Genomic DNA, 20,618 nt, shown 5'->3' on the forward strand with positions numbered 1-20,618 from the left:
GCCGGAGGCCCACTGGCACCCCCGGAGCCGTATCAGCGGGCGACCGGCAGTGCGCGGGCGATGGACGGCGCCGAGCGCAGGAATGACTTGTAGTGGTCGGCGTCGGCGCCCTGGTCCATGACCGTGGCCCTGACACCGTGGTCGGCCAACTGCCGGGCGCAGCTGCGGGTGTTCTCTACGGCGACGTCCCGGTCGCCGGTGGCGGAGTAGAGGGTTATTCGCACGTCCCGGCCCGGCTTCCAGTCGCAGGTGCGGTCATTGGCGCGGAGCATTTCCAGCAGAGCCCCGGAAGGGTGCCGGAGCTTTTGGAGCCAGGTGTCCGTCAGCAGGTCTTCGAGGCGTTCGGGCAGCTTGCCGGCGATCTCTTCCGCCGGATGCTCGCTGTCGAAGAGGTCCTCGACCCGGTTCGCGTACGGGGCGCGGAACACTTCGGCGGGGTCGTTGTAGAGCGGGTGCAGACGGTTCTGGGCGGTGAGGAAGAAGGAGAGGTAGAAGACGGCGGCCCGGGGGTCGATACGGCCGTCGAACATGCCGGGGAGTTCCGCACGGACGAGGTCGAACGGCCCGCCGACCGGGGCGAGCATGCCGAGGCGGAACCGGCGGTCGGCGCCGCGGTTCAGCTCACGGCCCAGTGCCATGGCCACCTGTCCGCCCTGGGAGAAGCCGGTGAGGGACACCGTGCGGCCGAGGGTGGTGCCCCGTTCCCGTGCGGCCGTGTGTGCTGCCCGGAGCATGTCGAGGGAGGCCGAGGCGGAGGACCGGGCGTCCATGTACGGATGGCGTCCGGGGCCGGTGCCGAGGCCGAGGTAGTCCGGGGCGATGGCGGCGCGGCCCGCCGAGGCGTACAGCACCGACACCGCCCGGTCGGGGCCGTCCGTCATCGAGGGGGCGTAGCCGCGGTAGGCGAGGGTGCCGTGGGTGTGGACGACGGGCGGGAGCGGGCGCGAGCCGCTGCCCGTGGGGAGGGCGAGCAGGCCGGATGCGGTGGTGGGGCGGCCGTCGGGGGTGATCGTGCGGTAGGTCAGACGGTAGGCGGCGACACCGTGCCTGGCGGTATCGGACTCCAGGCCCTGTTTCTGCGCCTGGGTGACGACCTCGGCCCGGCTCAGCCGGCCGAGGGGCTTGAGCGAGAGGAGTGTCCCGCGTCCCTGGCCATCCCGCGTGGTGGCGGCTGCCTGGACTGTCTGTCCGGACTCGGCCGACGGCGTCGTGAATGCCGACGGCGCCGCGAGGGCCGGGGCCGTGGTGAGCGCCGCCAGCACGAGGGCGGCCACGGCGGCCAGGCCCCGCGGGACGCCTCGCGGCCTCCGCGAAGCTCCCGTCCCCACCGGCCCACCGGATGCGCCCGACTCCCCAGAGGCACCCCCTGCACCGACCGCTGCCGGAGGTAAAGGGAAGGAGGCGGAAGAGCAAGATGAGGAAGAGGAGGAAGAGGAGCGCTGCCGCGGTGATCTGTTCGTCATGTCGTCGACGGTACGGAGATCGCCCGACTCGCAGAATGCGGTTTTCCACCCAACTCAACTGTGGTTTCCCTCAGGTTGGGGAGGGGGCGCCGGAACGCCCTCCTCCCCTTCGCACAGCGGTCGGGCGTGCGGCCGCCGGTACTTCACTACAGCCGCTACAGCCGCTGAATGATCGTCCCCGTCGCCAGCGCCCCGCCCGCGCACATGGTGATCAGGGCGAATTCCTTGTCCCTGCGTTCGAGTTCGTGGAGTGCGGTGGCGAGGAGCCGGGCACCGGTGGCGCCGACCGGGTGACCGAGGGCGATGGCGCCGCCATTCACATTCACCTTCTCCAGGTCCTGCTCGAAGACCTGCGCCCAGGAGAGCACGACGGAGGCGAAGGCCTCGTTGATCTCGACGAGGTCGATGTCCTTGAGAGACATACCGGCCTTGCCGAGCACCGCACGGGTGGCGTCGATGGGACCGTCCAGATGGAAGTGCGGATCGGCGCCGACCAGCGCTTGGGCCACGATGCGGGCCCGTGGCTTGAGTTTGAGGGCGCGTGCCATGCGCTTGGAGGCCCACATCAGCGCGGCGGCGCCGTCGGAGATCTGTGAGGAGTTGCCCGCCGTGTGGACGGCGGTCGGCATCACGGGCTTGAGGCCGCCGAGCGCCTCCATGCTGGTGTCGCGCAGCCCCTCGTCGTGGTCGACCAGCCGCCACATGCCCTGCCCCGTGGCCTGTTCGTCCTCGGTGGTGGGGACCTGGACGGCGAAGGTCTCCCGTTTGAAGCGCTCCTCGGCCCAGGCGGCGGCCGCCCGCTCCTGCGAGATGAGGCCGAGCGAGTCGACGTTCTCGCGGGTCAGCCCCCGGTTGCGGGCGATGCGTTCGGCCGCTTCGAACTGGTTGGGCAGGTCGACGTTCCACTCGTCGGGCCAGGGCTTGCCGGGGCCGTGCTTGGAGCCGCTGCCGAGCGGCACCCGGGACATCGCCTCGACGCCGCAGCCGATGCCGATGTCGATGACCCCGGCCGCGATCATGTTGGCGACCATGTGGTTGGCCTGTTGCGAGGATCCGCACTGGCAGTCCACGGTGGTGGCGGCGGTCTCGTACGGGAGGCCCATCGTCAGCCAGGCGTTGCGGGCCGGGTTCATGGACTGTTCGCCGGCGTGGGTGACGGTGCCGCCCACGATCTGTTCGACGCAGTCCGGCTGGATGCCCGTACGGGCGAGGAGTTCGCGGTAGGTCTCCCCCAGGAGGTAGGCGGGATGAAGGTTGGCGAGCGCGCCTCCGCGCTTACCGATGGGGGTGCGTACTGCTTCGACGATGACGGGTTCCGCGGCCATGACTGACTCGTCCTCTCCTCGCGTCCGCGGATGTCCCGGCACCCACGGAAGAAGAACTAGTACCCGTTCTAGTTCTACAAACAGTCTTATGAGGCGACCCCCGGGGCGCAAGGGGCGTGCAAGCCCCTTGTCCACAACCGGAGTCGCCACACCCCTTGCCACTTGTAGAACTGGTTATTACCTTCGCCGCGACCCATATCTGATGAGCCGTCAGACGCCGGATGGACCAGGAGTCGCCGATGCCATGTCCCGCGCTGCCCGATGGGTTCGACTTCACCGACCCCGACGTCTACCAGTCCCGCGTTCCGCTCCCCGAGTTCGCCCAGCTGCGGCGGACCGCGCCCGTGTGGTGGAACGCCCAGCCGCACGGCATCGCCGGCTTCGGTGACGACGGGTATTGGGTCGTCACCCGTCACCAGGACGTCAAAGAGGTGTCCACCAAGCCGGAGATCTTCTCCGCGAGCCTCAACACCTCGATCATCCGGTTCAACGCGGCCATGACCCGTGACCAGATAGACGTACAGAAACTCATCATGCTGAACATGGACCCGCCCGAGCACACCCGGGTCCGGCAGATCGTGCAGCGCGGCTTCACCCCGCGCTCCATACGGGCCCTGGAGGGCGCGCTGCGCCACCGGGCGGCGCAGATCGTCGCCGAGGCGCGCCGGAACGGCTCCGGGGACTTCGTCACCGATGTCGCCTGCGAACTCCCTCTCCAGGCGATCGCCGAACTCATCGGCATCCCCCAGGACGACCGGGCGCGCATCTTCGACTGGTCGAACAAAATGGTCGCGTACGACGATCCCGAACTGGCCATCACCGAAGAGGTCGGCCTGAACGCGGCCACGGAGCTGATCTCGTACGCGATGAATCTCGCCGCGGTGCGCAAGGAATGCCCGGCCAAGGACATCGTCAGCCAACTGGTGGCCGCGGAAAACGAAGGGAACCTGGGCTCCGACGAGTTCGGCTTCTTCGTGCTGCTGCTGGCGGTGGCCGGCAACGAGACCACGCGCAACGCGATCACGCACGGGATGCACGCCTTCCTCACCCACCCCGACCAGTGGGAGCTCTACAAGCGCGAGCGCCCCCAAACGGCGGCCGAGGAGATCGTGCGGTGGGCGACCCCGGTGGTCTCCTTCCAGCGCACCGCCACCCAGGACACCGAGCTGGGCGGCGCGGAGATCAAGAAGGGCCAGCGGGTGGGGATCTTCTACTCCTCGGCCAACAACGACCCGGAGGTGTTCGACCGCCCCGAGGTCTTCGACATCACCCGGGACCCCAACCCCCATCTGGGATTCGGGGGCGGCGGCCCGCACTTCTGCCTCGGCAAGTCGCTCGCGGTCCTGGAGATCAACCTGATCTTCGGCGCCATAGCGGACGCCATGCCCGGCATCACCCTGGCGGGCGACCCGCGCCGGCTCCGCTCGGCCTGGCTCAACGGCGTCAAGGAACTCCAGGTTCACTACGGTTGACGGCGGCGCCGCTGCGCAGGGGGCGACAGCGGAGACGGACCGGCATACGGGCGGGACGCTCACCCCGATCGCGTCGGGTGGGCGTCCCGCCGACGAGTGGCCCCATGGGCGGCGACGCCTGCCCGTAGTACCCGCTGACCGCCACCCGGTACGTGCGAAGCCGGGCCGGAGAAAGCCGGACCAGCGGTATGTCCGAAACCAGTTCCTCCCTCAACCTTGCCAGTCGTCATGGGCAGACTTACATTCAACTCGCCAGTAACAACTCGGCAGTTCGCCCTCCGGCGCGCGCTCGTTCCGCACCGCCCGCGCCCGAGCCGCACGCCCCCCTGCGCTCACCCCGGCTCCTCCGCGCGCCTTCCGCACCACGCGCCACCCTGCGGCCCACGCATCCCCCCACGCGTTTCGACAAGTGCGCTCCACCGCTCTTCGAAGGGGATATACCACCATGAAAGACGCACACGGCAGACCTGTCACGGGGCGCATCAGCTGGCGGAAGTTCGCCGTGCTGTCCGTCCCGGCGCTCGCCGGCACCGCCGCCCTGGGCATCGCCCTGGCCAATGGGGCACTGGCGGCGTCATTCGCCGTCTCGGGACAGCAGTTCAAGGTCTCCGCGGACAGCCTCAAGGGCGACGGCTTCGCCCAGTACGGCAGCGTGGACGCGAACGCCAGGGGAGATCTCCTGCCGGTCGCCGTCACCGCCATCAAGACCGCCCAGCTGGACCATCTGTGCCAGTCGGTCGTCACCCACCTGCCCGTCGTCGGCGATATCTCGCTCAACCTCAGCGCCGGTACGGGCAGTACGCCCGTCGAGGCCACCGACCTGTTCGTGGACGCCACCCAGCTCTCCGGCAACGCGTCCTTCCACCAGATCGAGATCGGCCGGGACGCCTCCACCCTCGACAAGGGACCGGACAGCGCTCAGGGCATGCAGGACCTCTTCGCCCAGCAGGCCGATGACGTCAGCATCAGCAAGCTGCGGCAGACCGCCTGGGCCACCAATGCGGGGACCTTCAAGCTGTCCGGTCTGAGCATGAAGATCTCCGAGGGCAAGAAGGAATGCTTCTGACCTGGCGGCGCTGGCGGCAGGGACGGCCCTTCTGGGGCGGTCTGGCGGCCGTCGTCGCCGGCGCCGAGATCTGCGCCCTCCCTCTGGCACCGCTGAAGATCATGCTGCAACAGGGGATCGCCGGTATCCCATCGGTCCTTATGGGGCTGGTGATGATCGTGATGGGGCTCTCGGCGTGGTTCGCGCCGTATTACCGGGGCCTCGCGGGCGTGCTCACCGTGCTGTGCGCGGCGGCCGCGCTGGTGATGTCCAACCTCGGCGGCTTTCTGATCGGCACCGTCATCGGGATTCTCGGCGGCTCGATGATCTTCGCCTGGCAGCCGGTCACCCCGGCGGAACCCGAAACCCCCGAATCCCCCGAGGCCCCCGGAACCGCGCCCGCGCCCTGCGAGCACTGAGGCGCCCACAAAGCACGGCCCGGCCCCGTACACCGTCCGCCCGTACGCGTACCCCCACGCCTTCGTCCGCGTACGGGGCGGACCGCTGCCCGTATCTCTCCTCCGGCACCTCACCCCTCAGAAGGAGCACCACGATGACGATGACGCATCCCACCCGCCGTACGCCCCGTCAGCGCGCCTTACGCACCGCCGGAACCGGAGTCGTCGCGGCGCTCGGCCTGGCGCTCGCCGTGACGAGCCCCGCGACCGCCCAGCCGGCCGGAACGCCGTCCGCCGCCGCGCCGGCCACGACCGTGAGCCCCGCCGGTCACGGCTTCACCGCCACGCTCAGCGGCAAGGCCACCTTCAAGGCCGGTTCGGTGACCGTGACCTGTAAGACCTCGGTCTCCAGTGGGCAGGTCCCCGCCGCGCCCGGTAACCAGAACCCGGCCGGGCCGGTGAGCAGTTCCACCACCCCGGCGACCTACGGCTCCTGCACGACGAGCATGCCGGGCGTCGCCGCGACCGTCACCACGACCGGCACCTGGGGCGTGGCCATGCAGTACGGGACGCCGGTGACCGCCGGACTGACCATCCCGGTCGGCGGGTTCGTGCTCAAGACCAGCGGACTGGCGTCCTGCACGGTCACCGCGGCACCCACCTCGGCGGCAACGGTGAACGGCAGCTGGACCAACGGCGCACCGTCCACCCTCACCTTCACCAACGCGTCGGTGCCGGTGAAGGTGGTGGGCGGTTTCGGCTGCCCGACCAGCTCAACCAGCTCGACGTTCAACGCCGCCTATACGGTGCGCGACACCACCGATCCCGCCGCCCAGATCACCGTCACCGGCTGAGCACCCCGCTGAGCCAGGGGTGGCGGTCGTCCCCCAGCGGGCGTCACCCTCTCAGCGTGTGCTCATCCCGACGGCCGTCATGGCCACCAGCACCGCCACGGCCACCGTGCCGGTCAGCAGCGCGGTGATCAGACGTCGCCGCAGGGCCCGGTAGACGCCTTCGTATTCGGTCCGCAAAGCGGCGCTGCGGGTCGCGATGCGCTCCAGGTAGGCCTGGGACGTATCGCGCTGGTCCTGGCAGTAGCGCAGCTCCACCTCCCGCCGCTGAGTGTCGGTGAGCCAGGGCAGACCGGCGCAGAAAGCCTCCGCGCGGGTACGTGTCCGGTCCTTCTCCGCCTCCCAGAGGAGAAATCCCTCGATCTCGTTGACGGCCTGGTCCAGTGGCATTTCCGCGGCCCTCCGCATTCCTCCGCCAGGTCCCGTTCCGGTGGCCTTCCGCATGCCCTCGCCCATCCGCGTTCCCTCGCTCATGTGCGTGCCCCGGTTTCGGTGACGGCGGTGTTCTCGGCGTCCGCCATGGCGGCGATCTCGTGCGCGATCTCCGGGTGGTGCAGATCGAACGCCGGGGATTCGGAGCGAATTCGCGGCAGAGTAAGGAAGTTGTGCCGCGGCGGCGGGCAGGACGTCGCCCACTCCAGCGAACGGCCGTAGCCCCAGGGGTCGTCGACCTCGATCTTCTCGCCGTACTTCGCGGTCTTCCAGACGTTGTAGAGGAACGGCAGGAGAGAGAGGCCGAGGAGGAAGGAGAAGATGCTGGAGACGGTGTTCAGGGCGGTGAATCCATCGGCGGCGAGATAGTCGGGGATACGCCGCACCATTCCCTCGGCGCCCAGCCAGTGCTGGACGAGGAAAGTGCCGTGGAAGCCCACGAACAGCGTCCAGAACGTGATCTTGCCGAGCCGCTCGTCCAGCATCTTGCCGGTGAACTTCGGCCACCAGAAGTGGAAGCCGGCGAACATCGCGAAGACGACCGTGCCGAAGACCACGTAGTGGAAGTGCGCCACGACGAAGTACGAGTCGGAGACGTGGAAGTCCATCGGCGGCGAGGCCAGGATGACACCGGTCAGACCACCGAAGGTGAAGGTGATCAGGAAGCCGATCGTCCACAGCATCGGCGTCTCGAAGGACAGTGAGCCCTTCCACATCGTGCCGATCCAGTTGAAGAACTTCACACCCGTCGGCACCGCGATCAGGAACGTCATGAAGGAGAAGAACGGCAACAGCACGCCGCCCGTCACATACATGTGGTGCGCCCAGACCGTGACCGAAAGACCGGCGATGGAAATCGTCGCCGCGATCAGACCGATGTAACCGAACATCGGCTTCCGGGAGAAGACCGGAATGACCTCGGAAACGATGCCGAAGAACGGCAGCGCGATGATGTACACCTCTGGATGGCCGAAGAACCAGAAGAGATGCTGCCAGAGCAGTGCTCCACCGTTTGCCGCATCGAATACATGCGCCCCGAATTTACGGTCCGCCTCCAGCGCGAACAGCGCCGCCGCCAGCACCGGGAAGGCGAGCAGGACCAGCACACCGGTCAGCAGCACGTTCCAGGTGAAGATCGGCATCCGGAACATCGTCATGCCCGGCGCCCGCATGCAGATGATCGTGGTGATGAAATTGACCGAACCGAGGATCGTGCCGAAGCCGGAGAAGGCCAGACCCATGATCCACATGTCGGCGCCGATACCGGGGGAATGCACCGCGCCGGAGAGCGGCGCATAGGCGAACCAGCCGAAATCCGCGGCCCCTTGCGGCGTCAGAAAGCCTCCGACGGCGATCAGCGAACCGAAGAGATAGAGCCAGTACGCGAGCATGTTCAGCCGGGGAAAGGCGACATCGGGCGCACCGATCTGGAGCGGCATGATCCAGTTCGCGAATCCGGCGAACAGCGGCGTCGCGAACATCAGCAGCATGATCGTGCCGTGCATCGTGAACGCCTGGTTGAACTGCTCGTTCGACATGATCTGGAGGCCGGGGCGGGCCAGTTCGGCGCGCATGAGCAGGGCCAGCAGACCGCCGAGGCAGAAGAAGGCGAACGCGGTGACCAGGTAGAGCGTGCCGATCGTCTTGTGGTCGGTGGTCGTCAGCCACTTCACGGGAAACTTCATGCCCGGTAGGTGTCCGGAGCCGTCGCGATCCTCACTGGCGCGGGGGACGAGACGGGGTGGCAAGTCTCACCGAAGAGGGTGTGAAGATCGGGGCCATGCCGGACACCAAGGGTTCATGAGCACGGACGACGCCTTCGCCGAGGCCTATCGCGCGCACTACTGGGCGGTCAGCCGCTTTGTGGCGCGCCGGCTGGACGGGCAGGCACACGAGGTCGAGGAAGTGGTGGCGGAGGTCTTCTCCATAGCCTGGAGACGCCGCACCGAGCTCCCCGACGCGCCGCTGCCCTGGCTGTACGGGGTGGCCCGGAACACTCTGGCCAACACGGTGCGGGGGCTGAGCCGTTACCGGCGGCTGCTGCACCGGCTCGGCAGTCACGAGGCGGCGCACCGCCGGCAGACCGTGGACAGCCCGGACGCCGAGCGGCCCGGCTCCTGGGTGCACGAGGCGCTGGCCCGCCTCTCCCCCGCCGACCAGGAGGTGCTGCGGCTGACGGCCTGGGAGGAACTGACCATCGAGGAGCTGGCGGTGACCCTCGGCTGTGGTCAGAGCGCGGCGGCCATGCGGCTGCACCGGGCGCGCGGCCGGCTCCGTACCCAGATCGAGCGGATGCGCCAGCGCACCGCCCGGCCCGACGCGCCCCCACCACGGCCCGAGGCGCCCCCCTCACCGGGACCGGCGCCGCGCGCGGCCGCCCCCCGTCCCCTCACTCCCCACCCCGTACCGACCCGAGCGGGAGGCCGCCGCCATGACTGAGGAACTGGAGCTGCTGCGCCAGGCCGACCCCGTCTCCGCCGACGAGGGGCCCTGGCGCGACCGCCCGCTGACCGCACGCGCCGAGGCCCGGCTGGCGGCGCTGACGGCCGGTGCCGAGCCGCGCGGCCGCCCGCGTCCGCTGCGTCGGCGCCCCCTGCTGATGGGCCTGACCGCGGTGTCGGCGGCGGCCGCCGCGGCCCTGGTGCTCACCTTCTCCGGCGCCGGCAGCAGCCCGGCCGTCGCCGCGCCCGCCGCCCTCCCTCTGCACGGCGACGCGCCGTCCGTGTCACTGGACTCCCTGGCCCGCCGGGCGGAGGCGAGGGCAGGGGCGGCAGCCCGCGAGGACGGGCCGCGGCGGGGCAGTCACCTCCAGAGCTGGTACATGAGCATGGAGTCGGGCCCGGAGGCCGCGCCCCCCGTTACCGTGCCCGAGGAGCGCATCACCAGCTGGAACGACGACGGCAGCGGCTCGGAGCTGGTCGTGGCGACCGACCCGCGGCACCCGGGCCGTCCGGTGATCCACGACAACGACGGCACGTGGCAGACCGTCAGCGACGGCAAGGTGCTGCACCGCAAGACCTACCCGGCGGGCTCGGAGGCTCAGCACAGCGGGCTGGCCGCCCGGACGAAGCCCGCGACGGACGCCGGGGAGCTGCGCGAACAGCTCTCCTGGCTGTACGGCGGGGCGGACGGCACCAGCACGACGCCGCAACTTCTGTCGGCGCTCTCCTCGTTCCGCCAGGAGTGGACGCCGGGGCCGCGGGAGACGGCCGCCGTCGTCCGGATGCTGGCCGATGCGGACGGTCTGCGGCAGGCGGGGGTGGTCACCGACCGGCTGGGCCGGCGCGGGCAGGCGTATGTGTACGACGGCCCGGACGGCGCGACGAACTCCACCCGTCAGATGGTGATCCTCGATCCGCGGACCGGCGACCTCCTGGGGCTGGAGATCACCTTCACCAAGGACGAACCGGAGTTCAAGATCAAGTCGGGGGAGGTCATGTCGTACGAGGCGTGGATGCCGTGAGGCGACGGTTGCCACGGCGGCCCGGATCAGGGCGCCGTAGTACCGGGCCGGGGCGCCCCCGAGTGGCGGGGCGGGCGGTCATGGCTGATCCTTGAGAGAACGCGACGATCCACCTCGGCGCGGCGGTGCGGTCTGGCCCGCCGCGCCGTTCTCCTGTCCGGCCGCACCCCGCCGCGGCGCGTGGCGCACGTCACAACGGACCGATGGTTGCAGCGGATCTTCGCGATATGGATCACAGCAAGACGTGTCCCAAAGTGTTTCCCGAAAGGGAGTTTCCCCTGCAAGGAGCGGGTATACGGCCGACTGCGCGGTCGTCCGCGCACCGTCCGTGATGATCCGGTCTGCCCCTATGGTCGACCTTTGCCCGTCGCGTCAGACGGGTTCTGCCCGCCTCCCCACGGCGGGCGATGTCATGTTGTCGTCCAAGAGAGCGCAGGCGAGCGAGCACGTGCCGACGCAGTCCCCCGTTGTACCCCCCGTCGGCAGTCGAGCAGATGCGGCATCCGGCCCCCCGCAGGACCGCGCCGCGGATTCCGCGCAGCACACATCGGGCGAGGTGACCGTCGTCGACCCCGCGATGGTCAAGCGCGCGGTGTCGGCCGCGGCGCTCGGCAACGCGATGGAGTGGTTCGACTTCGGCGTGTACAGCTACATCGCGGTCACCCTCGGACATGTCTTCTTCCCGTCCGGGAACCCGACCGCGCAGTTGCTGTCGACGTTCGGAGCGTTCGCGGCGGCGTTCCTGGTGCGACCCATCGGCGGCATGGTCTTCGGGCCGCTCGGTGACCGGATCGGCCGGCAGAAGATCCTCGCGATCACCATGATCATGATGGCGGCGGGCACCTTCGCCATCGGCCTGATCCCGTCCTACGCCTCCATCGGCGTCGGCGCACCGATCCTGCTGCTCGTCGCCCGCCTGGTACAGGGCTTCTCCACCGGTGGTGAATACGGTGGCGCCTCCACCTTCATCGCCGAGTACGCGCCGGACAAGAAGCGCGGATTCCTGGGCAGCTGGCTGGAGTTCGGCACCCTGGCCGGCTACGTCGGCGGCGCCGGCCTGGTCACGCTGATGACCGCGCTGCTGTCCACCGAGGACCTCCAGTCCTGGGGCTGGCGGATCCCGTTCCTGATCGCCGGTCCCATGGGCATCATCGGCCTCTACCTGCGGATGCGGCTCGAAGAGACCCCGGCCTTCGCGCAGTTGGAGAAGGAGGCGCGGACGAAGGAGAAGGCGCGCCGCGAGGCCGAGAAGCGGATCGGCATCCGCGAGATGATCTTCGGCCAGTGGCGGGCGCTGCTGCTGTGCGTCGGCCTGGTCCTGGTCTTCAACGTCACCGACTACATGCTGCTGTCGTACATGCCGAGCTACCTGACCTCGGAGCTCAAGTACGACGAGACGCACGGGCTGCTGGTGGTGCTGGCCGTCATGGTCCTGATGATGGGGGTCCAGCCGTTCGCGGGCCGGCTCACCGACCGCTTCGGCCGCCGCCCGATCATCGGCGCGGGCTGCCTCGGCTTCCTGCTGCTGTCCATCCCCGCCCTGCTGCTCATCCGGCAGGGATCGCTGGCCGCCATCGCGCTGGGCATGGCCGCACTGGGCCTGCTGCTGGTCACCTTCACCGCGGCGATGCCGTCCACGCTGCCCGCGCTGTTCCCGACCAAGGTCCGCTACGGCTCCCTGTCGATCGGCTTCAACGTCTCCGTGTCGCTCTTCGGCGGTACGACGCCGCTGGTGGTCACCGCCCTGATCGGCGCGACCGGCAACAAGATGATGCCCGCCTACTACATGATGGCGGCGGCCGTGATCGGCGGTATCGCCGTCCTGCTGATGTCCGAAAGCGCCCGCAAGCCGCTCCCCGGCTCCCCGCCGGCCGTCGAAACCGAGGCCGAGGCCGAGGAAATCCGGCACGCGGCCCGCAGCGCGGCCAAGGCCGACGCGACGGTCTGATCCGCGGACTGCCCCACGCGTAGCGAGGCCCGGCCGGATGCTTCCGGCCGGGCCTTCGGCCTGCCGATGCCACCGCGTGGGGTGCCGCCCGGCCGTGGCACCCTGCCCTGACCTGCACCCCTCGGGCACCGTGCGGCACGATGGTCGTTATGAGCATCGTGAAGATCAACGTACTGACCGTCCCCGCCGAGCAGCGCGAGGTCCTGGAACAGCGTTTCGCCGCCCGTGCAGGGACCGTGGACTCCTCGGACGGCTTTGAATGGTTCGAGCTGCTGCGGCCCGTGGAGGGCACCGACCAGTACCTCGTCTACACCCGGTGGCGGGACGAGGAGTCGTTCCAGGCGTGGATGGAGGGGCCGATGAAGGCCGCGCACCAGAAGGGCAGCGGCGCCGAGGGCGGGGAGCGGCCCAAGCCGGCCGCGTCCGGGTCCACGCTGTGGTCCTTCGAGGTCGTGCAGCAGACCGGGCCGAAGCAGGGCTGAGTGTGAGTGGCGGCGTCGCCCGAAATGCGTTGCGCGGGGCCCCGGCCCTGCCGTGACAATGGCGCCATGAGTGACGCCGCCATCCTCCGTCTCCCGTGGGCCGTCGCGGCCGAACCGGTCGGCTCGCCGGACGCCGCGGCGCTGCTGCGCGACTACTACACCGAGGTGGCCGACCGCTACTTCGTGCTCCATGAGGACCGCCGCTCGACGGCGGCGGAGATCGACGAGGGGCTCGCGGAGTACCCCAGCGCGGATCTGGCACCGCCGGGCGGGGTGCTGCTGGTGGCGCGGTACGGCACGGACGTGGCGGGCTGTGCCGGGGTGCGGCTGCTGGACGCGCACACCGCGGAGCTCAAGCAGATGTTCCTGCGGGCCGCTTGGCGTGGGCGGGGTGGCGCGGGCGTGCTGCTGCGGGCCGCCGAGACGGCCGCGGTGCGGCTGGGCGCGGAGCGCATGCGGCTCGACACCCGGCGGGATCTGGTGGAGGCCGTCGCGCTCTACCGGCGGCACGGGTTCGAGGAGATCGAGCCCTACCACGACGATCCCTACGCGGAGATCTTCTTCGAGAAGCAGCTGGCCAGGGGCCGTTGACGGTCCGGGCGCTCTGCTTCCAGCTGCCCGCCGGGCGGCCTCACTTCGCCAGGTCCGGCGGCTGGGACGCGGGCGGCGGGGTGCGCGGCACCGGCGGCCGGGCGTCGCCGTTGTGCGGCTCCTCCGCGTCCGAACCGCACAGCTCCGCCGTCAGCTCGTGGACGAGCTCGGTGAGATCGGTGGGCCGGTCCCTGGTCCACCAGTCACCCAGCATCTCCGCGAGCGACTCCTGACGGGCCGCCGCGAGCCGCTCCGCCGCGTCCCGTCCCTGGCCGGTGAGCAGCAGCAACAGCCCCTCGCGGGTGGCGAGTCCGCGTACCTCCATCTGCCGGACGCTCTCGGAGATCACGCCCAGCGGCACGGTGCTGCGTTCGGCGAGCAGTGCAGGTTCCACCGACCCGCAGCGGTGGATGCGCAGGATCAGCCAGGCGGCGGCCGGTTTGAGGTCCAGTCCGGCCCGTGCGGCGATCTTCTCGTAGATGTGCTTACGGCCTTCCCGGCTGCCGAGGGTGGACAGGGCGCGGGCGACCTCGTCGCGGGAGGACCGCTCGACGGGGTTGGAGGACAGCACCTGGCTGGTGTCGGGCGCGGTGACACTGCTGCGCAGCGGCTCCTCCTTGAGGAACCAGGCCAGGGCGAAGGCCACCAGGACGACCGGGACGGCGTAGAGGAAGACATCGGTGATCGAGACGGCGTAGGCGTCCAGGACACCGGCCCGCAGCCCGGCCGGCAGCCGGCCCACGGTCCGCGGGTCCTCGGCGATCCTGGAGGGGGTGATGCCGGGCGGCAGTCGCTGCCCGGCGACGGCGTCCGCGATCCGCGGGCCGAGGTGGCCGGCGAAGACCGTGCCGAAGAGGGAGACGCCGAACGAGCCGCCGATGGAGCGGAAGAACGTGGCGCCGGAGGTGGCCACGCCCAGGTCCTGGTAGGGCACCGCGTTCTGCACGATCAACACCAGCACCTGCATCACCAGGCCGAGTCCGAAGCCGAAGACGAAGAAGCAGGCGCTCATCCCGGCGACTCCGCTGCTCGGGTCCAGCTGGTGCAACAGCAGCAGACCGATCGCCACTACACCGGTGCCGGCGATCGGGAAGACCTTGTAGTGGCCGGTGCGGCTGACGATCTGCCCGGAGCCGGTGGAGGCCAGCAGCATGCCGATCACCATCGGCAGCATGTGCACCCCGGACATGGTCGGACTGATGCCCTGGACGACCTGGAGGAACGTCGGCAGATAGGTCATCGAGCCGAACATCGCGAAGCCGACGACAAAGCCGATGACGGCGGTGAGCGAGAAGGTGCGCAGCCGGAACAGGCGCAGCGGCAGCACGGGTTCGGCGGCCCGCCGCTCGATGCCGAGGAAGGCGCCCAGCAGGACGAGGCCGAGGACGCCGCAGCCCACGACCTGCCAGGAGGCCCAGGGGTAGGTGACGCCGCCGAACGAGGTCATCAGCACGAAGCAGGCGGCGACCGCGGCGATCACCACGGTGCCCAGGTAGTCGATCCGGTGGCGGGTGCGCGGGCGCGGGATGTGCAGCACGGCGGCGATGACGGCGAGCGCGACGATGCCGACGGGGACGTTGATGTAGAACACCCAGCGCCAGCTGAGATGGTCCACGAACAGCCCGCCGAGCAGCGGGCCGAGGACGCTCGCACCGCCGAAGACGGCACCGAACAGGCCCTGGTACTTCCCCCGTTCGCGGGGCGGCACGATATCGCCGACGATCGCCATCGACAGCACGATCAGCCCGCCGCCGCCCAGCCCCTGGAGGGCCCGGAAGGCGATCAGCTCGCCCATGTTCTGCGCGATACCGCACAGCACCGAGCCGATCAGGAAGATCACGATGGCGGTCTGGAAGAGCTTCTTGCGGCCGTACTGGTCACCGAGCTTGCCCCAGAGGGGCGTCGCGGCCGTCGCGGCCAGAAGGTAGGCGGTGACGACCCAGGAGAGGTGGTTGAGGCCGCCGAGGTCGCTGACGATGGTGGGCAGCGCGGTGGCGACGATGGTCTGGTCGAGCGCCGCGATGAGCAGGCCGAGCAGCAGCGCGCCGATCGCGACGAGGACGGTCCGCGGGGACCGTTCCTCGCCCGGCACGGCCGGAGCGCCGGTGTCCTGCGCCATGAGCGTCTTCCTCCGTTCCGGAGCGCCCCGTACGGTGCCGGGGACCCCGAGCGGCCGGTGCGATGCCGGGCCGTCCGTTCCGTCCCGGGCCGCCGCCGGCCGCCCTTGCCGTGCCGCCTCTCCTTCGAACTTCTTCCATCCTGGGCGGTTCCGCCGGATATGGCCCGCCGAGCGGCGCTCCGCATCGGGGGTCTCCCGGAGAACACCCGGGGTATGCCGGGCGGATGTCTTCGAGCGCCTGCGCGGACCGGTGCGGCGTCTGGATAATCGCTGCCGGTTCGATGCCTCCAGGGAGGGGAACACCCGTGACGGCACAGACCTGTCCGCACTGCTTCGCCCCCGTACGCGGCCACGGCCGGCCGGGCTGCCTGTGTGCGGCGGCCGGGGCGGACGACTTCGATCCGCTGCGCGTTCGGCCGTACGTGTCACTGCCCGACGGGGAGGGGGACGGAGAGCGGGACGGGGACGGGGAGGCGGACCGCGGCGACGGCGGGGCGGACGGCACGGCGCTCGGCCGGGGTGACCTGCTGGACGACTTACCCGGGGTGGACGCGGCGGTGCACTTCGCCGATGGGCCGTCGTCGTCAGGCACCGGGCCGTTGTCGTCGGCCACCGGGGCACCGTCGGCCACCGGGGCACCTCAGGGCCTTGCGCCTCCGCCGGCCCCCGTTTCGCCCCAGGCCCCCGGGCAGCCCCTGACCACCGGTCCGCCGGGCGCGGGGCCCGCCGACCCCTTGATACCTCGTATGCGGCGCTGCCCCGCCGGTCCGGCCTCCCGGACGTGCAGCGCTTCGGAGGCGCCGGAGGAGAAGCAGGGGGAGGAGCCGACCGGCGGCAGCTCCCCCACCACCCCGCGCCGGAGACGCGCGTTGCCGGCCGTATTGCCGGCCGTCCTGCTGACCGCTGGGGCCGCCATGGCCGCCACCGCCGTACTGATCGGCACCGACGCCCTCTCCGGCGGCACCCAGACCCGGGCGGCCGCGCCCGACCACCGCACCGCCTCCCCCGACGTCGCCCTCCCCACCGTCGGCACCACCGCGCCCAGCGGCGCCACCTCCCCCACCGCGCCCCGCTCCCCGTCACCGGACGCGACCACCCCCGGGGCCACCGTGCGGCACCACCGGACCCCGGCACCACGTCCCCCCGCCCCCACCCAGGCCTCCGGCAGCGTCTCGGACTCCCCCGCCACCCACGGCCCCAGTGCCCCGCCCACCGGGCCGATCGTGCTGCGGGAGGGGGCCGGCGGCCCGGAGGTGGTGGAGCTACAGGAGCGACTGCGGCAGCTGGCCGTGTATCCCGGCCCGGAGGACGGCCGCTACGACGCGGACGTACGGGACGCCGTGGCGCGCTACCAGCGGACCTACGGGGTGGCGGGCGATCCGGTCGGCGTCTACGGCGCCCCGACCCGCGCGTCCCTGGAGTCCCGGACACAGGCCCCGTAGCTCCGGCGCGCAGGGCGCTGACCAACGCGGTGGCAGGGCACCGACCAGCCGGTGGCGGGGAACTGACCAACCCGGCTACAGGTCGCTGACCAGCCCAGTTGTCCCCAGCGGCTGCGTTTTGTATCGTGAAGAAACAAAGTGGTTCCGCCCGCACTCCCTGACCGGCGGGCGGGACCGCTCTGTTTCTTCCCTACGTGTCTTCCGTACGTGCGCGATCCGCACCGTCCGTAGCGCCCAGGAGCCCGCCGATGACGGCCACCACTACGCTCACCGCCCGTGCCCTGCTGCTGGACATGGACAGCACGATCGTGAACTCCGAGGCCGTGGTGGAGCGCTGCTGGCGCCGCTGGGCCGTCGAGCAGGGGCTGGACGGGGACCAGATCCTCCAGGTCGTCCACGGCCGGCAGGGCTGGGCCACGATGGCCGCGCTGCTCCCGGACCGTCCGATGGAGCTCAACCGGGCGGACAACCGCCGGATGCTGGCCCAGGAGACCGCCGACATGGACGGTGTGGTGCCGGTCCCCGGCGCCCCCGCGTTCATGGCCGCCCTCGCCGCGCTGCCGCACGCCCTGGTGACCTCCGCCGATATCGCGCTCTCCGACGCCCGGATGGGCGCGGCCGGGCTGCCGATGCCGGACGTGCGGATCACCGCGGAGAGCGTGAGCGCCAGCAAGCCGGACCCGGAGGGCTTCCTCAAGGGCGCCGCCGAGCTGGGCTTCGCCCCCGAGGACTGCCTGGTGTTCGAGGACTCCGAGGCGGGCATCGAGGCGGGCCGGTCGGCCGGTATGCGGGTGGTCGGCGTCGGTGACCGGGCCGCCGCGTTCGGGCCCACCGTGCAGATACCCGACCTCACCCACGTCCGCGTCGAGGCGTCGGCGGACGGCGTGATCTCGGTGCATATCGGCGGCTGACCGCCGGGCGGCCGGGGCCTCCGGAGGCCGGCCCCTGTCCAGGACAGCGCCGCCCACACCGGGCCGGCCGCGCCGAACCTCCCCTCTACACCCGCCCACCCCCCGAAGGGGGGTGGGCGGCGGGGAAAAAACATCAGCCCGAGGGGGTGGGCGGCGGGAAAAAGCTCAGCCCGTGATCGCCTCATACAAGCTGAAGCCCGCCAGCAGCAGCATCACGGCCGCCGCGATCTTGGTGATGAGCGTGAGCGGCACATACTTCATCAGCGTGCGGCCGCCGAGGATGCCCAGTCCCGCCACCGCCCACAGCGCCAGGACGGCGCCGACGCCGACCGAGAGCGGGTCGTCGTAACGGGCCGCGAGGTTGGCGGTCATGATCTGGGTCAGATCACCGAACTCGGCGACCAGGATCATCATGAAGCCCGCCCCGGAGACCTTCCAGAAGCTCTGGTCGGCGGGCTTCTTCACCTCTTCCTCGTCGTCGCCCTTGCGGAACAGCAGCACCGCGGCGCCCGCGAGGAAGAGGACACCGACCACGCCCTGCACCACGCGGTGCGGGAGCAGGGTCAGCACGGTGCCCGCGGCGATGGCCAGGGCGACATGCACCAGGAAGGCCGCGGCGACTCCGGCGAAGACATAGGACGCGCGGTAGCGGGTGCCGAGCATCAGGCCGGCGAGGGCGGTCTTGTCGGGAAGTTCGGCGAGGAAGACGACGCCGAAGACGACGGCGGCGATGGTGAAGCTGAACACGGGGTGGGATACCTCGATCGGTCGGGCCGCACCAAAAGAGCCCGGGAAAGGGGTCGCTTCGGCACGGCAGCGTCGAACACTGCGGCCGAAGGTCTCGCTGGCGCGATACGGCTTCGTATCGCGCTCCGGGCGCCGGCTCGCCCGTCGTCACAGCGCGCGGAACGCGCTCCACCAGGGGTGGTGGTCGGGCGACGGGAGGGCAGTATGTCGACGGTCCGGCAGAGAGCTACTCCCCTTCTGCTGGCGTCAAGGGTACGCGGTGCAGCCTTCCGCGCGCGACCAGCTCCAGCGCCACCGCACAGGCCGTCGCCTGCACCGCCAGCAGCGCCACCAGCACGAACAGCTGCACCGCACCGGCCTGCACGGGCGAGGCCCCGCCCAGCAGCATGCCGACGAACGCACCGGGGAGTGTGACCAACCCCACGGTCCGGGTCTGGTCGAGCCCCGGCAGCAGTGCGTCCGACGCGGCCGGCCGGGCGACCTCCATCCGTGCGTCGCGGTCGAGCAGCCCCAGCGCGAGGCCCGCCTCGAACTCGCCGCGCCGGGTCTCCAGCTCGTCCAGCGCCCGCCGCCCGGCCAGGACGGTGGCGGTCAGCGCGCCGCCGATCAGGATGCCGGTGACGGGGATCAGGGTGAGTCCGCGCGCCGGCACCAGCCCGGTGAGCAGCAGCAGCCCGACGACCGGGACGACCCCGACGGCGATCGGCAGCGCGGCCCACCACCAGCTGCGGTTCCGGGTGATCCGGCGCCCCGCGGTCCGTGTCGCGACCGCGAACATCAGCAGGAGGAAACCCAGCAGCCGGGGCAGCGCGTGCACCACCCAGCCGATGAGGTAGGAGACGGCGGCGAGTTGGGCGGCGGCGCGCAGTCCGGCGACGGCGATCGCCCGGGTGTGTCCGAGGCGGGCCACTGCGGCGACGGCCACGGCGGCGATCAGCAGGACGGCGAGGACGATCCCGAGAGTGACGTTGACCGGCAGCAGCACGCGCTCACTGTAGGGGCGCCGGGGGCGCGCGGACGCCTGGAGCGACACAACCGGAGCGCCGTTGTGCATTTATGGCGCCCCGTCAGCCCTTGAACTGACGTGGGCATGTCGTCACCCTGTTACCTGGTGCACGTCTCACGGAAACCCCACAGCGACACCATGAGCCGCGCACCGCACGTCAACTTCCCCCCACATTCCGGGAGTTTCGATGAAAAAGGTCTACGCGCGTCGAGTTTCCGTCGCCGCGGGTTCGGCCGCGGCCCTGGTCTGCACGCTGGCGCTGAGCTGCCAGTCCGCCCAGGCGGCACCGCCCAGCCCGCCGGACGCGGCGACCGCTCGGAAGTACCTCGCCGACATCAAGGAACAGGCCGAGGGCCCGCAGGACGGCTACAGCCGCGACAAGTTCCCGCACTGGATCGACCAGGGCAAGAACTGCAACACCCGCGAAGTGGTGCTCAAGCGCGACGGCACGGACGTACAGCAGGACAGCGGCTGCAAGGCGACCAGCGGCAAGTGGGTCTCCGCCTACGACGACAAGACCTGGACCGACCCGGCCGACCTCGACATCGACCATGTCGTCCCGCTGTCCGAGGCCTGGAAGTCGGGCGCCGCACAGTGGACCACCGAGCGCCGCAAGGACCTGGCCAACGACCTCACCCACTCCCAGCTGATCGCGGTCACCGACAACCTCAACCAGGAGAAGGGCGACCAGGACCCGGCGAAGTGGCTGCCGCCCAAGACCTCGTACCACTGCGAGTACGCCCGGATGTGGGTGTCGGTGAAGCATGAGTACGACATGACCGCGGACTCCGCCGAGAAGGCCGCGCTGAAGAAGATCCTCGACGGCTGCTGAGCCCCGCTCCAGGGCCGCCGATCCTGCGCCCGTCGGCCGGAAAATGACCGGCCGGCGGGCGCGCCGCCCTCCCGGCCACCCGCCGCGCCCG

General features: G+C 70.7%; 19 protein-coding genes. 12 read left to right on the forward strand and 7 right to left on the reverse strand.

Features of this window, described 5'->3' with window-relative positions:
• Positions 1-32: 32 nt before the first annotated feature.
• Both QT196_RS12285 and QT196_RS12290 read right to left on the reverse strand, forming a co-directional pair.
• Positions 33-1,274: an alpha/beta hydrolase gene (locus QT196_RS12285; protein WP_266730652.1), complete on the reverse strand. Its 1,242-nt coding sequence runs from the start codon at positions 1,272-1,274 to the stop codon at positions 33-35.
• 344 nt (positions 1,275-1,618) lie between these two features.
• Positions 1,619-2,788: a steroid 3-ketoacyl-CoA thiolase gene (locus QT196_RS12290; protein ID WP_168478891.1), complete on the reverse strand. Its 1,170-nt coding sequence runs from the start codon at positions 2,786-2,788 to the stop codon at positions 1,619-1,621.
• A gap of 239 nt (positions 2,789-3,027) precedes the next feature.
• On the opposite strand from QT196_RS12290, the gene QT196_RS12295 reads away from it, so the two are divergent.
• From QT196_RS12295 to QT196_RS12310, 4 genes are all read left to right on the forward strand, one after another.
• Positions 3,028-4,260: a cytochrome P450 gene (locus QT196_RS12295; RefSeq protein ID WP_168478892.1), complete on the forward strand. Its 1,233-nt coding sequence runs from the start codon at positions 3,028-3,030 to the stop codon at positions 4,258-4,260.
• 445 nt (positions 4,261-4,705) lie between these two features.
• Positions 4,706-5,326: a DUF6230 family protein gene (locus tag QT196_RS12300; RefSeq protein ID WP_290354894.1), complete on the forward strand. Its 621-nt coding sequence runs from the start codon at positions 4,706-4,708 to the stop codon at positions 5,324-5,326.
• Complete coding sequence (locus tag QT196_RS12305) at positions 5,317-5,724, forward strand: DUF6114 domain-containing protein (RefSeq protein ID WP_266730658.1); 408 nt, start codon at positions 5,317-5,319, stop codon at positions 5,722-5,724. The genes QT196_RS12300 and QT196_RS12305 overlap by 10 nt, the downstream gene beginning before the upstream one ends.
• Positions 5,725-5,858: 134 nt before the next feature.
• On the forward strand, positions 5,859-6,557 hold the full coding sequence (locus QT196_RS12310) for a hypothetical protein (protein ID WP_266730660.1): 699 nt from the start codon (positions 5,859-5,861) through the stop codon (positions 6,555-6,557).
• Positions 6,558-6,608: 51 nt separating this feature from the next.
• On the opposite strand, the gene QT196_RS12315 is transcribed toward QT196_RS12310, so the two are convergent.
• Positions 6,609-6,944 carry a hypothetical protein gene (locus tag QT196_RS12315; protein WP_168478896.1) on the reverse strand — a complete coding sequence of 112 codons (336 nt, stop codon included), beginning with the start codon at positions 6,942-6,944 and terminating at the stop codon, positions 6,609-6,611.
• Positions 6,945-7,024: 80 nt separating this feature from the next.
• Complete coding sequence (ctaD, locus tag QT196_RS12320) at positions 7,025-8,671, reverse strand: cytochrome c oxidase subunit I (protein WP_266730664.1); 1,647 nt, start codon at positions 8,669-8,671, stop codon at positions 7,025-7,027.
• A gap of 115 nt (positions 8,672-8,786) precedes the next feature.
• Here ctaD and QT196_RS12325 point away from each other — a divergent pair, with 115 nt between their 5' ends.
• The 5 genes from QT196_RS12325 (at position 8,787) to QT196_RS12345 (ending at position 13,470) form a co-directional block, all read left to right on the forward strand.
• Complete coding sequence (locus QT196_RS12325; RefSeq protein ID WP_266730666.1) at positions 8,787-9,425, forward strand: sigma-70 family RNA polymerase sigma factor; 639 nt, start codon at positions 8,787-8,789, stop codon at positions 9,423-9,425.
• On the forward strand, positions 9,418-10,449 hold the full coding sequence (locus QT196_RS12330; protein ID WP_168478898.1) for a CU044_5270 family protein: 1,032 nt from the start codon (positions 9,418-9,420) through the stop codon (positions 10,447-10,449). The genes QT196_RS12325 and QT196_RS12330 overlap by 8 nt, the downstream gene beginning before the upstream one ends.
• A gap of 448 nt (positions 10,450-10,897) precedes the next feature.
• Positions 10,898-12,397 (forward strand): glycine betaine/L-proline transporter ProP, encoded by a 1,500-nt coding sequence (gene proP, locus QT196_RS12335; RefSeq protein ID WP_168478899.1) that lies wholly within the window; start codon positions 10,898-10,900, stop codon positions 12,395-12,397.
• Positions 12,398-12,546: 149 nt separating this feature from the next.
• Positions 12,547-12,879, forward strand: coding sequence for an antibiotic biosynthesis monooxygenase (locus QT196_RS12340; protein WP_235470819.1), 333 nt, complete (start codon positions 12,547-12,549; stop codon positions 12,877-12,879).
• Between the two features lie 66 nt (positions 12,880-12,945).
• The gene (locus tag QT196_RS12345; protein WP_168478907.1) at positions 12,946-13,470 is read left to right on the forward strand and encodes a GNAT family N-acetyltransferase; all 525 of its coding nucleotides are present in this window, start codon (positions 12,946-12,948) and stop codon (positions 13,468-13,470) included.
• A 40-nt stretch (positions 13,471-13,510) separates the two neighbouring features.
• Here QT196_RS12345 and QT196_RS12350 read toward each other — a convergent pair whose 3' ends face one another.
• Positions 13,511-15,904, reverse strand: a complete 2,394-nt coding sequence (locus QT196_RS12350) for an MFS transporter (protein ID WP_356948466.1) — start codon at positions 15,902-15,904, stop codon at positions 13,511-13,513.
• Here QT196_RS12350 and QT196_RS12355 point away from each other — a divergent pair.
• Both QT196_RS12355 and QT196_RS12360 read left to right on the forward strand, forming a co-directional pair.
• Positions 15,895-17,031, forward strand: coding sequence for a peptidoglycan-binding protein (locus QT196_RS12355; RefSeq protein ID WP_290354895.1), 1,137 nt, complete (start codon positions 15,895-15,897; stop codon positions 17,029-17,031). The genes QT196_RS12350 and QT196_RS12355 overlap by 10 nt on opposite strands.
• Before the next feature lie 248 nt (positions 17,032-17,279).
• Entirely contained in the window at positions 17,280-17,942 is a 663-nt protein-coding gene (locus QT196_RS12360) for an HAD-IA family hydrolase (RefSeq protein ID WP_290354896.1), read from the forward strand.
• A 165-nt stretch (positions 17,943-18,107) separates the two neighbouring features.
• Here QT196_RS12360 and QT196_RS12365 read toward each other — a convergent pair whose 3' ends face one another.
• Complete coding sequence (locus tag QT196_RS12365) at positions 18,108-18,689, reverse strand: TMEM165/GDT1 family protein (RefSeq protein WP_290354897.1); 582 nt, start codon at positions 18,687-18,689, stop codon at positions 18,108-18,110.
• A 226-nt stretch (positions 18,690-18,915) separates the two neighbouring features.
• Positions 18,916-19,674: an ABC transporter permease gene (locus tag QT196_RS12370; protein ID WP_168478913.1), complete on the reverse strand. Its 759-nt coding sequence runs from the start codon at positions 19,672-19,674 to the stop codon at positions 18,916-18,918.
• Positions 19,675-19,882: 208 nt separating this feature from the next.
• Here QT196_RS12370 and QT196_RS12375 point away from each other — a divergent pair, with 208 nt between their 5' ends.
• Positions 19,883-20,527 (forward strand): HNH endonuclease family protein, encoded by a 645-nt coding sequence (locus QT196_RS12375; protein WP_085928508.1) that lies wholly within the window; start codon positions 19,883-19,885, stop codon positions 20,525-20,527.
• The last annotated feature ends 91 nt before the right edge of the window (positions 20,528-20,618 follow it).

Origin of the sequence: Streptomyces sp. P9-2B-2, assembly GCF_030406865.1 — a bacterium.
GTDB lineage: Bacteria > Actinomycetota > Actinomycetes > Streptomycetales > Streptomycetaceae > Streptomyces > Streptomyces platensis.

Bases quoted from the DNA above. Each gene is read 5' to 3' on its own strand.
- QT196_RS12315 (WP_168478896.1), bottom strand. From the start codon at position 6,944: ATGCCACTGGACCAGGCCGTCAACGAGATCGAGGGATTTCTCCTCTGG.
- ctaD (WP_266730664.1), bottom strand. From the start codon at position 8,671: ATGAAGTTTCCCGTGAAGTGGCTGACGACCACCGACCACAAGACGATC.
- QT196_RS12325 (WP_266730666.1), top strand. From the start codon at position 8,787: ATGAGCACGGACGACGCCTTCGCCGAGGCCTATCGCGCGCACTACTGG.
- QT196_RS12300 (WP_290354894.1), top strand. From the start codon at position 4,706: ATGAAAGACGCACACGGCAGACCTGTCACGGGGCGCATCAGCTGGCGG.
- QT196_RS12330 (WP_168478898.1), top strand. From the start codon at position 9,418: ATGACTGAGGAACTGGAGCTGCTGCGCCAGGCCGACCCCGTCTCCGCC.
- QT196_RS12375 (WP_085928508.1), top strand. From the start codon at position 19,883: ATGAAAAAGGTCTACGCGCGTCGAGTTTCCGTCGCCGCGGGTTCGGCC.
- QT196_RS12360 (WP_290354896.1), top strand. From the start codon at position 17,280: ATGACGGCCACCACTACGCTCACCGCCCGTGCCCTGCTGCTGGACATG.
- QT196_RS12290 (WP_168478891.1), bottom strand. From the start codon at position 2,788: ATGGCCGCGGAACCCGTCATCGTCGAAGCAGTACGCACCCCCATCGGT.
- QT196_RS12340 (WP_235470819.1), top strand. From the start codon at position 12,547: ATGAGCATCGTGAAGATCAACGTACTGACCGTCCCCGCCGAGCAGCGC.
- QT196_RS12345 (WP_168478907.1), top strand. From the start codon at position 12,946: ATGAGTGACGCCGCCATCCTCCGTCTCCCGTGGGCCGTCGCGGCCGAA.
- QT196_RS12295 (WP_168478892.1), top strand. From the start codon at position 3,028: ATGCCATGTCCCGCGCTGCCCGATGGGTTCGACTTCACCGACCCCGAC.
- QT196_RS12305 (WP_266730658.1), top strand. From the start codon at position 5,317: ATGCTTCTGACCTGGCGGCGCTGGCGGCAGGGACGGCCCTTCTGGGGC.
- QT196_RS12310 (WP_266730660.1), top strand. From the start codon at position 5,859: ATGACGATGACGCATCCCACCCGCCGTACGCCCCGTCAGCGCGCCTTA.